Origin of the sequence: Gemmiger sp. An50 (assembly GCF_002161595.1) — a bacterium.
Lineage (GTDB): Bacteria > Bacillota > Clostridia > Oscillospirales > Ruminococcaceae > Allofournierella.
Map to the genome: position 1 here is coordinate 1 of NZ_NFID01000003.1, position 18,477 is coordinate 18,477.

Sequence of the window (18,477 nt, forward strand, 5' to 3'; positions counted from 1 at the left end):
GTAAAAAGCAACGCCAAGTGCGGTTGGCGTTGCTCATTACGCACCTTTAGGTGCTGCTGGAATAATGGCCCTTATAGGGCCGTTCTGCAAACCCCACGTTCAACGTGGGGTTATGATTTACTGTTCACTCTTCACTTTTCACTTGCTTCCCGTACCTGAGGGGAAGTTTCTGGTTTCGCTTAAAGCGCCCTCTTTTGCGCAATCAGCTGTGCAAACTCTTTTTCCAGCTCCTCTTTATCCGAACAGTTCGGGAGCGACAGGCGCGAAATCACTTCGGCCAGCCGAAGCTCCAGCAGAACTTTATCAATTTTCTTTTCGGATTTTGCCTCAGCCTGCTTGTTCTCCCAGGCGGTAAGGTTGCCGTCAAAGGCGAGGAGCTTTCTGTTTTCAATCCGCAGAATCCGGGGGGCACAGGCGTCTGAAAACGCCCGGTCATGGGAGACGAACAGAACGGTTCCCTCGTAATCCTGCACCATTTTCTGCAGCGCCTCGATGGCGGGCATATCCAGAAAGTTCGTGGGTTCGTCCAGCAAAAGCAGGTTGGCGGGGGAACCGAACAGCTTGGCAAAGGCCAGTTTCACCCGTTCGCCGCCGCTCAGGACACCCGCTTTTTTGAACACATCCTCCCGGCGAATCAAGAGCCGGGCCAGAATGCTTCGCATGGTGCTTTCGCTCTGGACCGAGGTTTCCATCACGTTTTCCAAAACCGTTTTGTCCGGGTCCAGGGCATCCAGGCTTTGCCGGAAATACCCGATTTTTGCCTTGGGAACCAGACGGATTCCCGGTGCGCCGAAGCGAATCAATTCCATGAGGGTGGTTTTTCCTGCTCCGTTTGGTCCAATCAAAGCGGTTTTGCTCCCTTTGGGCAGCGAGAAGGAGGCGTTTTCAAAAATGAGGTTGTTCCCGTAGCCGAAGGTGATCTGGCTGCCGGTGGCAATTTCCCGGTTGGCAGGGGGATCGGTGAGAGAAAAATCAATATGAACCAATGCCGTTTCCTGCGGCTTTTCTTTTACTTCCAGCTGTTCCAGACGGGATAAGATCGTCTTCCGGGCGCTGTCCAGCTTTTCCATCTTTTCGCCTGCCGCTCGCTTGTGAAGACGGGCTTCGGAATTTCCCATGCGGCTGGGCGCTTTTCGCACGCTCTGGCTGGCCTGGCTCCGCTGACGGGCCGCTTTCTCCAGCCGGGCTTTTTCGCTGCGGTATTGCTGGTACTCAAATTCCTGCCGCTGGAAGGCTTCTTCCCGCTGTTTGTGATAGGCGGTAAAATTGCCGGTGTAAAAATGAAGCTGCCCGTCCCTTACCTCAATGATGCGGGTACACAGCCGGTCCAGAACGGCCCGGTCATGGCTGACCAGCAACAGGGTGGGATGCTGCTCCAAAATCCGGCAGCAGTGCTCCACGCCCTCCGTATCCAGATTGGCGGTTGGTTCGTCCGCAAAGGTCAAGAGCGAATCCGGGTTCATGGCCGCCAGCCCCAGGCGGGTCATCTCGCCGCCGCTTAGCCGTTCGCGGGAAAGCTTTCCCGAAAGGCCCAGCTCACGGCATTTTTGCGGGTCTGCCTGTGCCGCCGGGGCCCGGAACTGCTTGAAATAATTTACCGGCACCGCTCGCGTTACAGTTCCCTCGTCCGGAACCAATTCCCCGGACAGGATATTCAGAAGCGTGGTTTTGCCCGCGCCGTTGGCTCCCACGATCCCGATGCGATCTCCTTCGTATACGTTTAGTTTCTCGAATTCCAGAATTTTATGCTCTCCGAAATACCGGACGATATGGTTTGCAGACAACAAAATTTTGGACATAAAAATACCTCCTTGGCCTTGCAGAAGGCGCCGGAGGGGCGGTTTGGGCGCAAAAAAGCCTGGAAATACACGAAGCCGCACATTTCCAGGCCGTTTTCACAAAAACGGAAAGGCCCAGCAATATCCGCCCGGTTCCAGCACAAACAAAGGGTCCAAAGACCCCTTCTGCAGTTCAGAATTTGTTTGTGTGAAAACGTTAGCGAATACGCATCCTGGCAATACCTTTCCCTTTCTTTTTTATTTGTTCTAAGCATAGCACAGTTGCCGGGTTTGGGCAAGTGCCTTTGCCCAGTACAAGCAAAGGTTTATGTGCGAATCTTTTTGCCTCTTGCGGTTTTCCCATAGGCAGAGATATTTGAACGTTTTAATTTGAATCGACTCTTTTAGAAAAAACGACAAGCCCAGCAGAGGCTTGTCGTTTTTTGTATCTAAGAACTTTTGATTAAGGGGCACATCTTTGCGGGCGAAGAAGTACGTCATCCGATAACAGAGAATGGAGAGGCGGTGGCGGAAGCTTGTAGCTCGATGGATTCAGGGGCAGCGGGCAGAGTACATTCGCCATCCCAGATAACAAGTGTTTCCTGGCTTTGCCGGTAAACAAGCTGGCCGCTGCTGGAGATTTGATTCACGATTTCGGTAGGGATCGTAAAGGCATATCGCTTTTCTGTGTCTTTTGCTCCAGATTTGGCTTGAAGGAGCGTGTACAAGGAGTAGCCCATGTGGATCGAGTAGTCAGAGTCGTTGTGGCCAAAGCCATCGTGATAAGAAATAGAAGAAATATTGCTTTCCGGTGCGACTGCCTGCAATTCAAAATAAATACTTCCATCCGAAAGGCGATACAGGTTTTCAACGGTGAAATGAAAAGGAAGCTGATGCAAAATCACCGCATAGACTGTCAAAGCGCAAACAAGCAGCGTGATGCCGACGGAACACCAAATTTGCCACAGTGTTTTTCTCTTTGCTTTACGGAAAAAGGCCACGGCGGCAGCGTCCGTGTTCAAAGAAGGCTCGCCTACAGGCTGGATGGGGGCTTGTAGCTGCAAAAGCTTTTTCTGGCAGTGTTCACAGTGATTCAGATGGCTTTTGATTTTTTCGTCAGAGTCTTGTGAAGTGAGGTGTTCGATGTAATTGGGAAGCAGGTCTTCCACGATGCAGCACGGCAGATCATGCGGTTTCATGTTACTGTTTCAACTTCTCCTTTGCTCGATAGTAGGTGATGCGCGCCCAGTTGCCGGTATGATGCAATATCTGGCCGATCTCATCAAAGGTCAAATCACCGGAAAGACGCAGGTAGATCACAGTGCGATAGGGCTCATCCAGGGCGTTGATTCGTTGATACAATGCAATTTTTTGCGACGAGTCCTCCACGATATCGTCCAGTCGATAGGTATCTGCGACAGATTCCGGCGAATTGGATACAGAAGAGCGCGACAGGCGGCGGGCCTCTTTGCACCATACATTATGGGCGATCTGAAACAGCCAGGTTTTCAGCTCGCAGCTTTGGTCGTAACGATGAATGCATCGAACTGCCTGAAAGAAGGTTTCTGCGGTAAGCTCTTCTGCAATCTGCGGATCGTGGCATAGACTGAGAAAAAAACAGTAGACGGGATGTGCGTATAAACGGTACATCTCCTCTTGATTGATCGTGTACAATGTTTTTCTCCGATTTTATTGGCCTATGATGTAACAAAAAGCCTGCGAATGGTATTAAGGGATAGAAGCTGCCGCTGTTTTTCGAGCGGCGGTGAATCAACATGAAAACGGAGGAAGGTTATGAAAATCAGAAGCTTTTATGAAAAACTATGGGGAAACCATTCCTTGCTTACGATTACCATCGCGGCAATCGTGCTTCGGGCGCTGTTCATCCCTGTGCAGTCGGGCGACTATGTGGAGTACCTGCATCCATGGTTTTTGGAATTGCAGCAAAATGGAGGGCTTTCTTCCATTGGAAGGCCGGTAGGAAATTACATGGTTTCTTATATTTATATTTTAGCGCTGCTGACCCATCTTCCCGTGCCGGACCTGATTTCCATAAAAGCGGTCTCCTTTTTGGGGGATATATTCCTGGCGATGTATGTAAAAAAGCTGGCATTTGCTGTTTGGAAAGATGAAAAAATGTCAAATATACTATACACCATGATCCTGTTTTTGCCAACCGTGTTTTTGAACAGCGCGGCATGGGCGCAATGCGATGGAATCTATACCGCGGCGCTGATCGCTTGTTTGTATTATTTGCAAAAGGAATGCCCGCATCAGGCCATGATTGCTTTTTCCGTCGCGTTTGTTTTTAAGCTTCAGGCTGTTTTTTTAGCGCCGTTTCTGCTTGCGGTATTTCTGCAAAAAAGAATCCGAATCCGGCATTGCTTTTGGGTGCCGGCGATCTATGCTTTCACAATTCTGCCGGCCTTTCTGGCGGGAAGACCACTGCAGGAACTGCTGCTGCTTTACGTCGATCAAGCGGGTACCTATCAGGCGCTTTCCATGAACGCGCCGAATCTCTTTGCCTGGTTCCCGCCTTTTTATGAGAATTCGTTTTTGGCGGGTTGCGGGATTTTGGCTGCGGCCATTGCCGCTCTGGCTGTGCCGGGATATGTTTGGTATAGAAACATCGAACTGAAAGGCGAAGCATTGCTGTGGACCGCGCTGTTTTCTTTGTTTTGGATTCCGTTTTTGCTTCCGCACATGCATGAGCGATATTTTTTTGCAGCGGATATTCTTGCAGTGACTCTGTTTATGGGGCTTCCCAAGGAAAAATATACGATTCTCCTCATCCCCATGTGCTCGCTCCTGCTGAGCATTCGGTTCCTGACCGGCGCGCTGTGGATATCGCCCGCGGCGCTATCCATTCCGATGCTTATTGCAGGAGGATATTTAATCGGGAAAATGGTGAATTTGCCAGCCCGGAGAAATGAAGGAATAGCGTAAAAGCTGGAAGGCTGATAGATAAAAAGAAAGCCCGCGGAGCAGGTGCTTGCATGCTTTGCTCCGCGGGAATTTGTATTTACTTTGCAAACTGCTACAGGTTGTTTTTGACGTAGCAGAAATCGGGCAGAAAGATTATAAGGAGTTGAACAGATCAATGACCTCCTGGGGAAGAGAGTTGTTGTTCAGCAGCACCAGGCCATCGTGGGCGAGGACCGAAAAATCACCGAAGCCTTCCAGGGTCACAATGCTCTCGGATTCCGCCTTCTTGTATGCGTCGGACTCCGGGTCAAACTGGTACAGCTCGATCTTATAGCCGTCGCATTGGTATTTGTACCCGGTTTCACCGCCGATGTACGTTGCATCCATGGTGACACGCTCGGAGTAGGAGATCCCCAGGCTGGCCAGGCCGGACTCAAAGCGATTGAAGGCATCGGAATCCGGGGTTGGAAGGTCCGGTGCGGAGACAGACGCGTCTGTTACGTCCGAAGCGGAAGAGTCGGACTCGGTAACATAAAAATAATCGGAGCGGATGACGCTGGAGGATTCCGGCGAGGAAGCTGCTTCGCTGGAGGATGCAGGTGCGGAGGCCGCGGGAGCGGAGGACGATGCGCTGGCGGATTCCGGGGCAGAAGCCGGTGCGCTGGAGGCAGGTGTGCTGGAAGCCGGAGCCGAGCAGGCGGCCAGCGTCAGGACCAGAACCACAGTCAGAAGAATGCAGGATGTTTTCACAAAAATCACCTCAGTAGAAAAATGAAATGCCGGAACAAACAGGGCGCAGGCAGCAAAAGCGGGATGGTCCCCCAATGTTCTTGCTCATCCTGTACACTTTTGGCCGGAAGGAAAAATGCAGGAACTGTTTGGCGGACTTGCCGGAGCATCTCAGTGGCGTACTGCTATCCATAGTGTACTACAATTGAATGCTTGTTTCCAGCGATTAGGCATTCAGAAAACGCCTGTCCGGAAAATATAAGCCGGGCAGGCGTTTTTGATGCAGCGGCGGGAAGGAAAGGTTCAGGCGGCCATGCCGGAGAGACGGTCGATTTTTTGCCCTGCCAGATAATAGAACAGGGCAATCACGCGGCCCACGCCCACCACAGCCAGCACCGTGCCCAGTCCAACACCCACCAGATGTCCTGCAAGCAGCAGGCCCAGCAGGACGGTAAGAGTGATGTTGCACAGGTCAAAGCAGTTTTTGGTAAAGCCCACGCTCCGGTGGGTGCAGTCCGAAAGAGTCTGGACGATGCCGTCGCCCGGGTTGGGTACGATGCGCATGGAAAGCGACATGGACGCCCCCATACCGGTGCACAGGATGGCCAGCAGCAGTACCACAAGGCACAGGGGAAGCCGGTCAGTCCAGCCCGCCGCCCCGGCGGAAAGATCCGGGAAAAAGGCGCCGAACAGGTTGAGAAACCGGGTGAATATCAGACTCAGCGGAATCTGCAGCACGTCCATCAGCAGTACAAAGCGGGAATCGGTTTCGGGGTGCTGTTTCCACTGGATGCCGTGCAGAACCAGCTGGGCCAGCACAAACACGCAGTAAAGGAACATGGTGGTGTTGCCGAAGTTCAGCCCAAAGATATGGGCAACGCTGTAGGAAACCGAAATGATGGGGGAAACGCCCAGACCGGCCTTGGTGTTCAGGATCAGACCCAGGGCCAGGATCAGAAGCCCCAGCACATAAAAGAAAATGCGATAAAAAATCTGCTTTTTCAATGGAATGCTCTTCTTTCTTGCATGGAATCGCGCATCCGCCGCTGCTTACCGGGAGAAAGCGCGGCAGGTGCAAACAAAAAGCAGCTTCGCACCAAAAAACGGTACGAAGCTGCCGGGGATGAACCGGTTAAAACGGGCAGGCCGATCAGCGCATGTCGATGTTCAGCTTGTGCTTCAGGTTGCCCAGAATCTTGTTCATGAAGCGGTCGATGTCCTTGGGGGTGAGCGCCTTGTCGGCGGGAACGAAGAAGATCTTGAAGGCCATGCTCTTCTTGCCTTCGCCGATCTGCTCGCTGCGGTACACGTCGAACAGCTCCACGTCGCCCACCTGCTTGCAGGCGGAGCGGATGGTCTCCACCAGGGTGCCGCAGGTCATGCCCTCTTCCACCACCAGAGCCAGGTCACGGGTCACGGCGGGGAACTCGGAAATGGGCTGGTAGCGCATGCTCTCGGGCAGCAGAGCGCACAGAGCGTTGTAGTCGATCTCGCCCAGGAAGATCTTGTGGTTGGACTTGCTGTCCTTGGGCAGCTTCAGCTCGCCGGTTACCTGATTGGCCAGCTTGCCGAACACGCCCACCCGCTTGCCGTTGCACAGGATGTAGGCGGAGATGCCGGGGTGCAGGTAGGGCACATCCTCGGCGCGCTCATAGTCAAAGCGCACGCCGAAGGCCTCGGCCAGGGCCTCCATGGTGCCCTTCACGGTGAAGAAGTCCTCGTCGTCGCCGAAGGCAGCGAAGCCCAGGTGGGGAATCTCGTCCGGCAGCTGGGTCACGGGCAGCTCCTTGGGTGCGTACACGTTGGACAGCTCAAAGATGCGGCCGGCGTTGTTGCCCTTCTTCAGGTTCTCCACCACGGTGTTCAGCATGGAGGGAGCCAGCAGGGGCCGCATGATGGTCAGGTTGGAGGTAATGGGGTTCAGCAGACGAATCACCCGGCGCTCGGGAGCGTCCTCGGCCAGATGCAGCGCATCCAGATCGGCGTCTGCGTAGAAGGCCAGGGTGGAGATCTCGTAGTAGCCCTGGCCGCACAGGGTGCGCTTGAGCTTGGCGCGGCGCTGCTGGGCGGGGTTCAGGCCGCCGTTGGTCACGCTGGAGGCCTGCAGGAAGGTGGGCACAATGTGCTCGTAGCCGTATTCCCGGATGACCTCCTCGGCCAGATCGGGCTCGCCGATCTCGATGTCCTCGCGGTAGCGGGGAGCGGTCACGTCCAGCACGTCGCCGTCCTGCTCCACCTCGAACTGCAGGCGGCGCAGGATGTCCAGAATGGCCTCGGCGGGCACCTCGATGCCCAGAATGCGGTTGATGCCGCTGATGGTGGCGGTGAAGCGCTTGCCCTCACGGGGGGCACCGGCGCTCACGTCAAAGGCGCTGGCGGTCACTTCGCCGCAGCCCAGCTCCTGAATCAGGTGCAAAGCGCGGGCCATGCCCAGCTCGCAGGTGTATTCGGAGATGCCCTTCTCGTAGTGGCTGGAGGCATCGGTGCTCTGGCCCAGGCTGCGGGAGGTCTTGCGGATGTTGTCCCGCATGAACTTGGCGGACTCGAACAGCAGCTGGGTGGTGTTCTCGGTGATCTCGCTGTTCAGACCGCCCATGATACCGGCCAGGGCAACGGGCTTGGAGCCGTCGCAGATGACCAGATTGCTGTCGCTGAGCTGGAACTCCTTGCCGTCCAGAGTGACGATGGACTCGTCGTTGCGGGCGCGGCGCACGATGATCTGGGTGCTCTCCAGGGTGGACATGTCAAAGGCGTGCATGGGCTGGCCGATCTCCAGCATCACGAAGTTGGTGATGTCCACCACGTTGCTGATGCTGCGCAGGCCGCACAGGGCCAGGTACCGGCGCATCCACTGGGGAGACTGGCCGGGGGTGATGTTGCGCACGCCGTGGCCCAGGTAGCGGGGGCACAGGTCCAGAGCCTCCACGGTGATGTTCAGGCCGGGATAGGTGTAATCGCTGGTGGTGTAGTCGGTGGCGGGCATCTTCAGGGGCTTGTTCAGCACAGCGGCCACCTCCCGGGCAATGCCCAGCACGGACTGGCAGTCCGCACGGTTGGCGGTGACCGAGATGTCGAAGATGTAATCGTCCATGCCCAGCAGGGGCTTCACGTCTGCGCCCACGGGAGCGTCCTCAGGCAGCACCAGCAGGCCGAAATAATCGGCGCCGGGGTACAGATCGTCGTTCAGACCCAGCTCCACGCCGCTGCACAGCATGCCGCAGCTCTCGTAGCCCCGCAGCTTGCCCTTCTTGATGGTCAGAACGCCTTCCACGGTCTTGTGGTCCTTGCCGGTGGCCAGCACGGTGGCGCCCACCAGAGCACAGGGGTACTTGCCGCCCGCCTGCACGTTGTCCGCGCCGCAGCAGATCTGCAGCAGCTCACCGGTGCCCGCGTCCACCTTGCACAGGGACAGATGGGTGTCGGGAATCTTCTCACACTCCACCACGTGGCCGACCACCACGCCGGAGATGTCCTTGCCGACAGGGATCAGTTCCTCTACTTCAAAACCGCAGCTGAAGAGCTTTTCCTCCAGCTCCTGGGCGGTCACGTCAATGTCTACATATTCCTTCAGCCAGCTGAATGGTACTTTCATGGGTTTGCCTCCTTAGTCCTTGAACTGCTTCAGGAACCGCAGATCGTTCTCATAAAGCAGGCCGATGTTGTTGATGCCGTATTTCAGCATGGCGATACGCTCGATGCCGATGCCGAAGGCCAGGCCGGAGTATTCGCTCGGGTCGATGCCGCAGTTCTCCAGCACCTTGTGGTGCACGATGCCGCCGCCCAGAACCTCGATCCAGCCGGTGCCCTTGCACAGCGAGCAGCCCTTGCCGCCGCACTCAAAGCAGCTCACGTCCACCTCCACGCTGGGCTCGGTGAAGGGGAAGTAGCTGGGCCGCAGGCGGGTCTTCACCTCGCTGCCGAAGATCTTCTTCACGAACTCGTCCAGCATGCCCTGCAAATCGCACAGGGTGATCTTCTTGTCCACCACCAGACCCTCCATCTGATGGAACATGGGGGAGTGGGTGGCGTCGCTGTCCGAACGGAACACGCGGCCGGGCACCAGCACCTTGATGGGGGGCTTCTCGGCGTCCATCACGCGGATCTGTCCGGGGCTGGTGTGGGTGCGCAGCACGATGTCTTCGGCCACATAGAAGGTGTCCTGCATGTCACGGGCGGGGTGGTTCTTCGCCACGTTCAGCCGGGTGAAGTTGTGGTCGTCGTCCTCGATTTCAGGGCCTTCGTAGATTTCAAAGCCCATGCCGGCGAACACGTCCACCATCTGGTCCTTCACGATGGTGATGGGATGCAGCGAGCCCATGGGCCGCTTTACGGCGGGCATGGTGATGTCCACCTGCTCGTTCTTGTTGCGGGCCTCCAGCTCCTTGCGGTCCATCTCGGCGCGCACTTCCTGGTAGCGCTGCTCGGCGTAGGCCTTGAACTGGTTGATGAACTTACCCATGGCGGGCCGTTCCTCGGCGGAAACCTTGCCCAGCTCCTTCATCAGCCCGGCGATGCTGCCCTTTTTGCCCAGGTAAGCCTGCCAGAATTCGGCCAGCTCTTCCTGAGACTGCACAGCGCCAAGCGAAATCTCCATCTGCTCTTTCAGAGCATTGATCTTTGCTTCCATAATACACCTCATTTTCATGATAAAAAAGAACAGCCCCGCCCCGCAAACACAACGGGACGAAGCTGTAAACTCCGTGGTACCACCCATATTCCGCCGCAAAAAGCGACGGCACTTTCGGCGCCGGTAACGGGGCGAACCGTTCCGCACTACTGAGGCCGTGAAGGCCCGTTGGCACGAACTGCTCCGGAGGGAATTCGCATCGCTCTGTTCGGAAGGCCTTTCAGCCGGTGAACCTTCTCTCTGTACCCAGGGGTGCGGTGCGCTGTCTCCATCTCAGCATTTTAACTTTATAAAGTATACTCGTTTGGAAAGCTTCTGTCAAGGGGCGGGGACCCGGCGCGAAAAACGGCGGCTCTTTTATATATTACATTATATAGGGAGGGGGGGCAGGCACAGAGAAAAGGAAAAACAGCCGCGGATGCCGGAGCTTTTGAACGAAAAAACAGAGTCGGGCGCTCTTCGGCAAAATGTGCCGGGCAGGGGAGACTACAATCAAAAGCAGACCCGGAAAACGGGGCCGGGCGAAACCCGAAAACGGACGGAAAAAGCGCTGGAACCGGCGGCACTTGATGCAAATCATACCGAGTTGCATCGGCGAGGAAAAATCCCCGATCGGAATAAAAATTGTGGAAGCTGCACAAAATCCTTCCAGAGGATTCTGTAGGCGGCAGTAGGAACTTGTGTTGCACAAAAGGTGGTGATGTTGATACAATCGTTTTGAATCTTTAGAAATCTAAAGAAAAAGGCCGAAAAAGAGAGAATTTTAAAAGCAAGAGTGAACGGTAAATATATTTCGGCGAAATTTGAAAGCATGCGGCGAAAAACGGCGGAGCTTTCCCGTTTGACGGCCCCGGCCCGCTTTTGCTACAATGCCACAAGTGCCCGGAACAGGCCGCATTTGACGGCAAAGGCTCCGGGCCATCGAAAGCAGGGCGCGGTCTGGCCCCATGTTCCAGGCCGCCGGCGGGCCGTTTTTGGCCCCCATTGCCCGCCAGCATGGAACGTTAGGAGATTGCATGATTACGATCATCAAGAAATTGCGCCGCCTGGTTCTGGCGGTGCCGGTCAAGGTGTGGGCCTGCCTGATTACCGTGGGCTGCCTGGCGCTCACCCTGATCGGCCTGCATCAGGCGCTGCATCTGGTGCGCATCACCGATTCCGAGGGCGCGAGCGAGGTGGTTATGACCCACCTGGACGACCCGCAGAAGCTCATGCAGCTGAGCGGCATCGTGGCCGAGGAGGGCGACGATGTGCACTACACCGCCTACAAGGGCAATCAGGCCAGCCTGAGCATCCAGCGGGCGGTGGACCTCACCGTCACCGCGGATGGCCAGACCCACGACCTGCGTCTGGTGAACGGAACGGTGAGCGACGCACTGGCCGCCTGCGGCGTGGAGCTGGGCGAGCACGATTACACCGAGCCCAGCCTGCACACCGCCATCTCTGAGGACCTCGATGTGCAGGTGCACCGGGTGGAATACCGGGACACCGTGGTGGAGGAATCCATCCCCTACGAGACCGAGTATGTGTACACCAGTCTGTTCTACAAGAACCGGAACCGGACCCAGCTGGTGCAGCAGGGGCACGAGGGCACCAACCAGATCACCCACCGCGAACGCGTGGTGGACGGCGAGGTGGAATCCAGCCAGGTGATCAGCGTGGTGCAGACCGTGGCACCCCAGAACACCATCATCAAGGCCTATCAGGCCGGGGCGCCGGTTTCGCCCCTGGAAGGTCCTGAGGTGGTGAACGGCGTGCCCACCGGTTATACGGCGGTATACACCGGCCGGGCCACCGGCTACAGTGCCAGCCGGGGCCGGGGCGCTTCCGGCATGGGGCTGTACTGCGGCACCGTGGCCGTGAACCCCGCCCTCATTCCGTATGGTACCAAGCTCTATATCACCAGCACCGACGGCAAGCTGGTCTACGGCTACGCCATCGCCACCGACACGGGCGCTTCGCTGCTGAACGGCAGCTGCCTGGTGGACCTGTTCTACGACAGCTTCTCCGAAGCATTGATGAACGGTGTGCAGGAAGTGAACGTGTATGTGATGGGCTAACGCCCGCAAAACGCAGCACACCGCGCCGGAACAGCCAGCAAAACAGCTGGCTGTTCCGGCTTTCTTTTTTACCCGAACAATCCGGCTGACTTGCCCCAAACCGGGCCGAATTTGCCCGTTTTGGGGCGTTTTTCGCCTTTTTACCCGCTTTTTACCGCATAGCGCCAAAAAGCGGCGTTTTTTGGCGTTTTATGGCTTGACAAACCCGCCCGGCGGGCATACACTAAGTGAGGGCCAATGGGCCCGCAACAAAAAATTCAATGCAAGGAGATGACAGCATGGACGGCGACCCCAGTAGATGTGTGGATCGTTTTATCAGCGGAACCGGCTTTGCTGCCTTACCCTGCATCCTGCGCTGAACAAAAGCGTGGAACCTGCTTTTCGGGGGGCGGCTGTAATGCCGTGCGCCGCAAACACAGCCGGCACAAGGGCCGGTAAGTTTGAGAAAGCAGGTGTTTTTTATGTTGAATATTTATCTGAGCGATAGCGGCCGTATGCTGGAGCAGGACCAGATCCTGCCCGGTTCCTGGATCAACCTGTGCGACCCCAACGAGAAGGAAATCGGCCGGGTTTGTGCCCAGCTGCATGTGGACCCGGACCTGGTTCGGGCCGCCCTGGACGAAGAGGAACGCAGCCGTATCGAGGTGGAAGACAACGGCCACATCCTCATCATCGTGGACACCCCTATCGTGCAGACCGAGGGCCACAGCTTTGTGTATTCCACCATTCCCTTCGGCATCGTGCTCACCGAGGATAACATCATCACTGTCTCCCTGAAGGAGACCGCGCTGCCCCGCGCCTTCATGGAGGGCCTGGTCAAGGCCTGCAGCACCAAGAAGCGCAAGCGCATGGCTCTGCAGATGCTCTACCGCAACGCCAGCCTGTTCCTGTTCTACCTGCGTCAGGTGGACAAGGCCAGCACCCGCGTGGAGAACGAGCTGCACAAGAGCATGAAGAACAAGGAGCTCATTCAGATGCTGGGCCTGGAAAAGAGCCTGGTGTACTTCTCCACCTCCCTGAAGGGCAACGAGATCGTTCTGGAGAAGCTGCTGCGCATGGATTTTGTGAGGGACTTCCCCGAGGATACCGACCTTTTGGAGGATGTAATCATCGAGAACAAGCAGGCCATGGAGATGAGCAGCATCTACCGGGACATTCTGTCCGGTACCATGGACGCCTTCGCCTCCGTGATTTCCAACAACCTGAACATCGTGATGAAGTTGCTGGCCGCCGTGACCATCATCCTCACGGTGCCCACCATCGTGTCCAGTCTGTGGGGCATGAACGTGCCGGTACCCTTTGCCGAGAATCCCTTCGGCTTCGTGATCGTGCTGGCCATTGCCGTTCTGGCTACCCTGGGCGCAGGCTTTTTGGCCCGCTGGAAGAAGTGGCTGTAACCGAGAACGGTTTTCAAAAGTACAAACGCGCCCCGGCGATCTGCGGATCGCCGGGCGTTTTGTTTTCGCCAAAAGGTCCGGTCCGCCGTTGCGTAAACCGCCAAAGGCTGGTATAATGATACCATTGAAACTGCGCCGTGCCATGGGGGCCGTTGCGCAGAGCAAGGAGCGAAGCAGTATGCAGATTTTTAACACCCTCACCCGCAAAAAAGAGGAGTTCATCCCGCAGAAGCCCGGCGAGTACCGCATCTATGTGTGCGGCCCCACCGTGTACAATTTCATCCACATCGGCAATGCCCGGCCCATGGTGGTGTTCGACACCCTGCGCCGCTATCTGGAATACCAGGGCAACAAGGTGATCTACGTTTCCAACATCACCGATATTGACGACAAGCTGATCAAGAAGGGCCAGGAGGAAGGCGTTCCCATGCAGGAGGTCGCCCGCCGCTACGAGGCCGAGTATATCAAGGACAGCGAGGGCCTGAACGTGCTGGCGCCCAGCGTGCGTCCCCGCGCCACCGAGCACATCGACGAGATTCTGGGCATCGTGGCCGACATCATCGAAAAGGGCTACGGTTATGTGGCCAAGAACGGCGACGTGTATTTCCGGGCCAGAAAGTTCAAGGAGTACGGCAAGCTGAGCCACCTGAACCTGGAGGACCTGGAGAGCGGCAACCGTGAGCTGCGCAGCCAGATGGACGACGACCTGAAGGAGGACCCGGCGGACTTCGCGGTCTGGAAGGCTGCCAAGCCCGGCGAGCCTGCCTGGGAAAGCCCCTACGGCCCCGGCCGTCCCGGCTGGCACATCGAGTGCAGCGCCATGGCCCGCAAGCATCTGGGCGCCACCATCGACCTGCATTGCGGCGGTCAGGACCTGATCTTCCCCCACCACGAGAACGAGATCGCCCAGTCCGAGTGCGCCAACGGCTGCACCTTCAGCCGCTACTGGATGCACAACGGCTTTTTGAACATCGACAACCACAAGATGAGCAAGAGCGCCAACAATTTCTTCACAGTGCGTGAGATTGCCGACGCTTACGGCTACGAGCCCATCCGGTATTTCCTGCTCACCGCGGGATACCGTATGCCCCTGAACTACACCGTGGAGCTGATTCAGTCCTGCAAGTCCAGCCTGGAGCGGCTGTACACCTGCCGCGAGAATCTGGATTTCCTCATCAAGAACGCCGCCGAGGCCGGCAGCGACGTACTGATCGAGAAGGCTGCCGCCGCCAAGGCCAAGTTCAACACCGCCATGGACGACGATCTGAACACCCCGGATGCTCTGGCCGCCATCTTTGAGCTGGTGAAGGAGATCAACACCCTGGGCAAGGAGGCCTCCAAGGCTGCTCTGACCAATGCCGCCGAGGTGTTCGACGAGCTGACCGGCGTGCTGGGCCTGCTCTACAACCGCAAGACCAACGAGGTGCCTGCCGAGGTGATGGAGCTGGTGGAGCGCCGCGCTGCCGCCAAGAAGGCCAAGGACTGGGGCACTGCCGACGCGCTGCGCGCCCAGATCACCGAAATGGGCTGGCAGGTGGAGGACACCGCCCAGGGCCCCAAAGTATCTAAAATTTCTTAAAATATCTCAGGCAATACCGGGCTTGCTCTAAAACGGGGCGGCCCTGCGATCCGACGTTTCGCCGGGTGTGGTGAAGGCTTCACCGCACCCGGTTTTTTTGTACCCCTCCCTTGCATTCTTTTTTCGTTTTCACAGGAAAACCACACCCTTCCCCTTGCAATGGGCGGCGGGTTTTGACTATACTGAACATAAGAGCGTCTACGATTTGAATAGACCATCCCCGCGCGGTGCGCCGTGCGTGTGTAAAGGAGAGAGATCATGGCAAACGCCAAACCATATGCCCGCCGGAACGCCCGGCGGCTGCCAGCCGGCCTGCTGGTGCTGCTGGTCTGTGCCGCTGTGCTGCGCATCGGGCTGACCCTGGTCACCGAGGGCTATTCCACCGACGTGGCCTGCTTCACCGCCTGGGCTCAGCGCCTGGCAGACCTGGGGCCGGGGCAGTTCTATTCCCCGGATTACTTTGCAGATTATCCCCCCGGCTATATGCTGGTGCTCTGGGTGCTGGGCAGCCTGGGCAAGCTGCTGGGGATGAATGTGAGCGGAAAGGGCTTTGTGCTGCTGCTGAGCAGCGTGCCCATCCTGTGCGATGTGGGTCTCACCGCTCTGGTATGGCACATTGCCCGCACCCATCTGAACGAAAAGCGGGCCATGCTGATCGCGGCGCTCGTCGCCTTCTGCCCGGCCTTTTTGTACGACACCGCCGTCTGGAAGCAGGTGGACAGCGTACCCGCCCTCTGTCTGGTGGGGGTGTTCTGGCTGCTGAGTCAAAAAAAATATCTGCCTTCTGCATTGCTTTACGGTCTGGCGCTGGCGTTGAAGCCCCAGGCTTTGCTGTTCGGGCCGGTGCTGGCCGTCTGCTTTGCGCTGCCCCTGTTCACCGGTCCGGCGGCCGAGCGGGGCAGGGTAGTGGGCCGCGCGGCACTGGGAGCGGTTCTGTCCGTGGCGGTGGTGCTGGCCTTCGCGCTGCCCTTCTGGGGCGATCAGCCCATGGACTGGCTGGTGGAAAAGTACACCGGCACCGTGTCCAGCTATCCCTATGCCAGCGTGAACGGCTTTAACCTGATTACCCTGCTGGGCGGCAACTGGACCATGCAGACCGATGGCATATTCGGCACGCCCATCACCTGGCAGATGCTGGGCACTGTGGGCATCCTGGTTGCCACTGCGGCGATGCTGTATCTGGCCTGGGTGAGTGTGCGCAGCGGCCGGTTCTGCCCCATGCTGCTGGCGGGCTTTTACGGTGCGGCCATCTTCTGTTTGAGCCACCGGATGCACGAGCGGTACCTGATTCCGGCGCTGGCGCTGCTGCTGGCGGCAGTGGCCCGCTGGGCAGACCGCAAGCTGCTGGCAGGCACGGCGGTGCTGAGCATGTCCACCCTGCTGAATCTGGCGCTGGTTCTGGCCTCCAACGGCACCGAGGACCAGTTCCTCACCAGCGACACCGCCCGGGTGATGATTGCAGTGGTGAGTCTGGCCAACCTGGTGGGCACCGTGATGGTCTGGCTGGCCTGCCTGCGGCTGTGCCGGGGCGGGAAGATCTGTGCGCTGCAGCCCTCCCCGGAGCCTGCCCTCACCGCGCCCGCGCCCCAGCCCCGCTGGACACGGCCGGAGCTGCTCTGGCTGCTGGCGGGCATCCTTCTGGTGGGTGTGGTGAGCCTGACCAACCTGGGCGACTTCACCGCGCCCCAGAACCCGGAGGTGGTGCAGGGGACCAAGAGCTATACCGTTCAGGTGGAGGGGGAGGCCTCCAGCCTGTGGATTCATCCGGAGATCAACTGGAACGGCCAGCTCACCGTGACCGACAGCCGGGGCACCGAGCTGGTGAACCAGACGCTGGACTACGGCAACGTGTTCCACTGGCTGTCCCTGCCGGTCACCGCGAACGAGACCTACACCATTACCCTCACCGATGCCAGCGTGATGGAGCTGGCCTTCAAGAACGATGCAGGCGAGTGCCTGGCCGTGACCGGTGAGAGCGGGGCACTGTTCGATGAGCAGGCCCAGGTGCCGGACACCATCAGCTACAAAAACAGCATGTATTTCGACGAGATCTACCACGGCCGCACCGCCTACGAGCATCTGCACGGCATGCCTGTGTACGAGACCACCCACCCGCCGCTGGGCAAGGTGTTCATCATGCTGGGTATTGCAGTGTTCGGCATGACCGGCTTCGGCTGGCGCGTGGCGGGGGCGCTGTTCGGCATCGCTCTGGTGCCGGTGCTGTATCTCTTTGTGCGGCGGCTCACCCGGTCGCCCCGGTGGGCGGGCTTTGCGGCCCTTCTGGCCGGGCTGGACCTGATGCGCTATGCCCAGAGCCGGATTGCCACCATTGACATCTACGGAACCTTCTTCATCCTGCTGGGGGCCTATTTCATGCTCTGGTACTGTCAGAGCGTGCTGACCAGGGGCGTGGACAAGAGCATCCTGCCCATGGCTCTGGCGGGTGTTGCCTTTGGCCTGGGTGCGGCCAGCAAGTGGACCGGCATCTACGCCGGGGCCGGGCTGGCAGTGCTGTATTTCGGTGTGCTTTGGGCACGCTGGCGGCAGAAGAAGCCGAACTTCGGCCGGGAGCTGGCCGTGGCCCTGGTGGGCGGTGTGCTGTTCTTTGTGCTGATTCCGCTGATCATCTACATTGCGGCCTACCTGCCCTACTGGTGGCGGGAAGGCGGGTTCAGCCTGGGCGAGTGGTGGCAGTGCCAGTTAACCATGTTCAACTACCACAGCCAGCTCAAGAGCACCCATCCTTACGAATCCAACTGGTATACCTGGCCTTTGTTATTACGTCCTGTATGGTATTATTCCGCCAGCGGGCTGCCTGCGGGGATGCGGGGGACCATTGCGGGCATGGGCAATCCCATCGTATGGTGGGCGGCGCTGGCAGGGCTGTGCGCGCTGGTATGGCGGCAGATCAGCGGGCGGGCCTGCCGGGCACAAGGGAGCGTGCTGGTGCTGTATCTGGCGCAGCTGCTGCCCTGGGTACTGGTGACTCGGTGCACCTTCCTATACCATTATTTCCCCAGCCTGTGGTTTGCAGTGGCGGCGCTGATTCTGATGCTGTCCAAGCTGGAACATGACCGGCCGCAGCTTGCGCGGCGACTGGCGCTGGGAATCCTGGTTGCGGCGGCAGTGGTGTTCCTCTGGTTCTACCCGGCGGTGACCGGTATCCCGGTATCCGAAACCTGGATCGCCTCCGCCCGCTGGCTCCCCTCCTGGTTTTTTTAACGACTCGACCGGTAACTGAGTGCGGTACGCAAACTGGTGCGCACCGGATTTTTCTCAGCAAGATACGCCAGCACCCATTTTTAGCGGACTCGACCGTTAGCGGGGTACGGGACGTTTACGGACCCAACCGGCAGGGGAATTGCGGCGGGATGTTTGCTTT

Annotated in this window: 12 protein-coding genes and 1 other annotated feature; of the genes, 5 read left to right on the top strand and 7 right to left on the bottom strand. The window is 57.9% G+C overall.

Going from position 1 to position 18,477, the window contains the following annotated elements; genetic code table 11:
* Positions 1-179 precede the first annotated feature (179 nt).
* The 3 genes from abc-f to B5G03_RS03700 all read right to left on the bottom strand — a co-directional run bounded on the left by abc-f (position 180) and on the right by B5G03_RS03700 (position 3,452).
* Positions 180-1,799, bottom strand: coding sequence for a ribosomal protection-like ABC-F family protein (abc-f, locus tag B5G03_RS03690; RefSeq protein ID WP_087180426.1), 1,620 nt, complete (start codon positions 1,797-1,799; stop codon positions 180-182).
* A 476-nt stretch (positions 1,800-2,275) separates the two neighbouring features.
* Complete coding sequence (locus B5G03_RS03695) at positions 2,276-2,977, bottom strand: zf-HC2 domain-containing protein (RefSeq protein WP_087180427.1); 702 nt, start codon at positions 2,975-2,977, stop codon at positions 2,276-2,278.
* 1 nt (position 2,978) lies between these two features.
* Positions 2,979-3,452 carry an RNA polymerase sigma factor gene (locus B5G03_RS03700; RefSeq protein ID WP_140401632.1) on the bottom strand — a complete coding sequence of 158 codons (474 nt, stop codon included), beginning with the start codon at positions 3,450-3,452 and terminating at the stop codon, positions 2,979-2,981.
* 120 nt (positions 3,453-3,572) lie between these two features.
* On the opposite strand from B5G03_RS03700, the gene B5G03_RS03705 reads away from it, so the two are divergent.
* Positions 3,573-4,724 (top strand): hypothetical protein, encoded by a 1,152-nt coding sequence (locus tag B5G03_RS03705; RefSeq protein WP_087180429.1) that lies wholly within the window; start codon positions 3,573-3,575, stop codon positions 4,722-4,724.
* 132 nt (positions 4,725-4,856) lie between these two features.
* Here B5G03_RS03705 and B5G03_RS03710 read toward each other — a convergent pair whose 3' ends face one another.
* From B5G03_RS03710 to pheS, 4 genes are all read right to left on the bottom strand, one after another.
* Complete coding sequence (locus B5G03_RS03710; protein WP_140401633.1) at positions 4,857-5,453, bottom strand: hypothetical protein; 597 nt, start codon at positions 5,451-5,453, stop codon at positions 4,857-4,859.
* Between the two features lie 282 nt (positions 5,454-5,735).
* Positions 5,736-6,437 carry a DUF6198 family protein gene (locus tag B5G03_RS03715; protein WP_087180431.1) on the bottom strand — a complete coding sequence of 234 codons (702 nt, stop codon included), beginning with the start codon at positions 6,435-6,437 and terminating at the stop codon, positions 5,736-5,738.
* A gap of 145 nt (positions 6,438-6,582) precedes the next feature.
* Complete coding sequence (pheT, locus tag B5G03_RS03720) at positions 6,583-9,024, bottom strand: phenylalanine--tRNA ligase subunit beta (RefSeq protein ID WP_087180432.1); 2,442 nt, start codon at positions 9,022-9,024, stop codon at positions 6,583-6,585.
* Positions 9,025-9,036: 12 nt separating this feature from the next.
* Positions 9,037-10,059, bottom strand: coding sequence for a phenylalanine--tRNA ligase subunit alpha (gene pheS / locus B5G03_RS03725; RefSeq protein ID WP_087180433.1), 1,023 nt, complete (start codon positions 10,057-10,059; stop codon positions 9,037-9,039).
* Positions 10,060-10,108: 49 nt separating this feature from the next.
* Positions 10,109-10,343 (bottom strand) — a binding site (T-box leader).
* A 732-nt stretch (positions 10,344-11,075) separates the two neighbouring features.
* On the opposite strand from pheS, the gene B5G03_RS03735 reads away from it, so the two are divergent.
* From B5G03_RS03735 to B5G03_RS03750, 4 genes are all read left to right on the top strand, one after another.
* Complete coding sequence (locus tag B5G03_RS03735; protein ID WP_087180435.1) at positions 11,076-12,119, top strand: 3D domain-containing protein; 1,044 nt, start codon at positions 11,076-11,078, stop codon at positions 12,117-12,119.
* 461 nt (positions 12,120-12,580) lie between these two features.
* Positions 12,581-13,516 (top strand): magnesium transporter CorA family protein, encoded by a 936-nt coding sequence (locus B5G03_RS03740; protein WP_087180436.1) that lies wholly within the window; start codon positions 12,581-12,583, stop codon positions 13,514-13,516.
* Between the two features lie 178 nt (positions 13,517-13,694).
* Positions 13,695-15,095: a cysteine--tRNA ligase gene (gene cysS / locus B5G03_RS03745; protein WP_087180437.1), complete on the top strand. Its 1,401-nt coding sequence runs from the start codon at positions 13,695-13,697 to the stop codon at positions 15,093-15,095.
* Between the two features lie 258 nt (positions 15,096-15,353).
* On the top strand, positions 15,354-18,317 hold the full coding sequence (locus B5G03_RS03750) for a phospholipid carrier-dependent glycosyltransferase (protein ID WP_087180438.1): 2,964 nt from the start codon (positions 15,354-15,356) through the stop codon (positions 18,315-18,317).
* Positions 18,318-18,477: the final 160 nt, after the last annotated feature.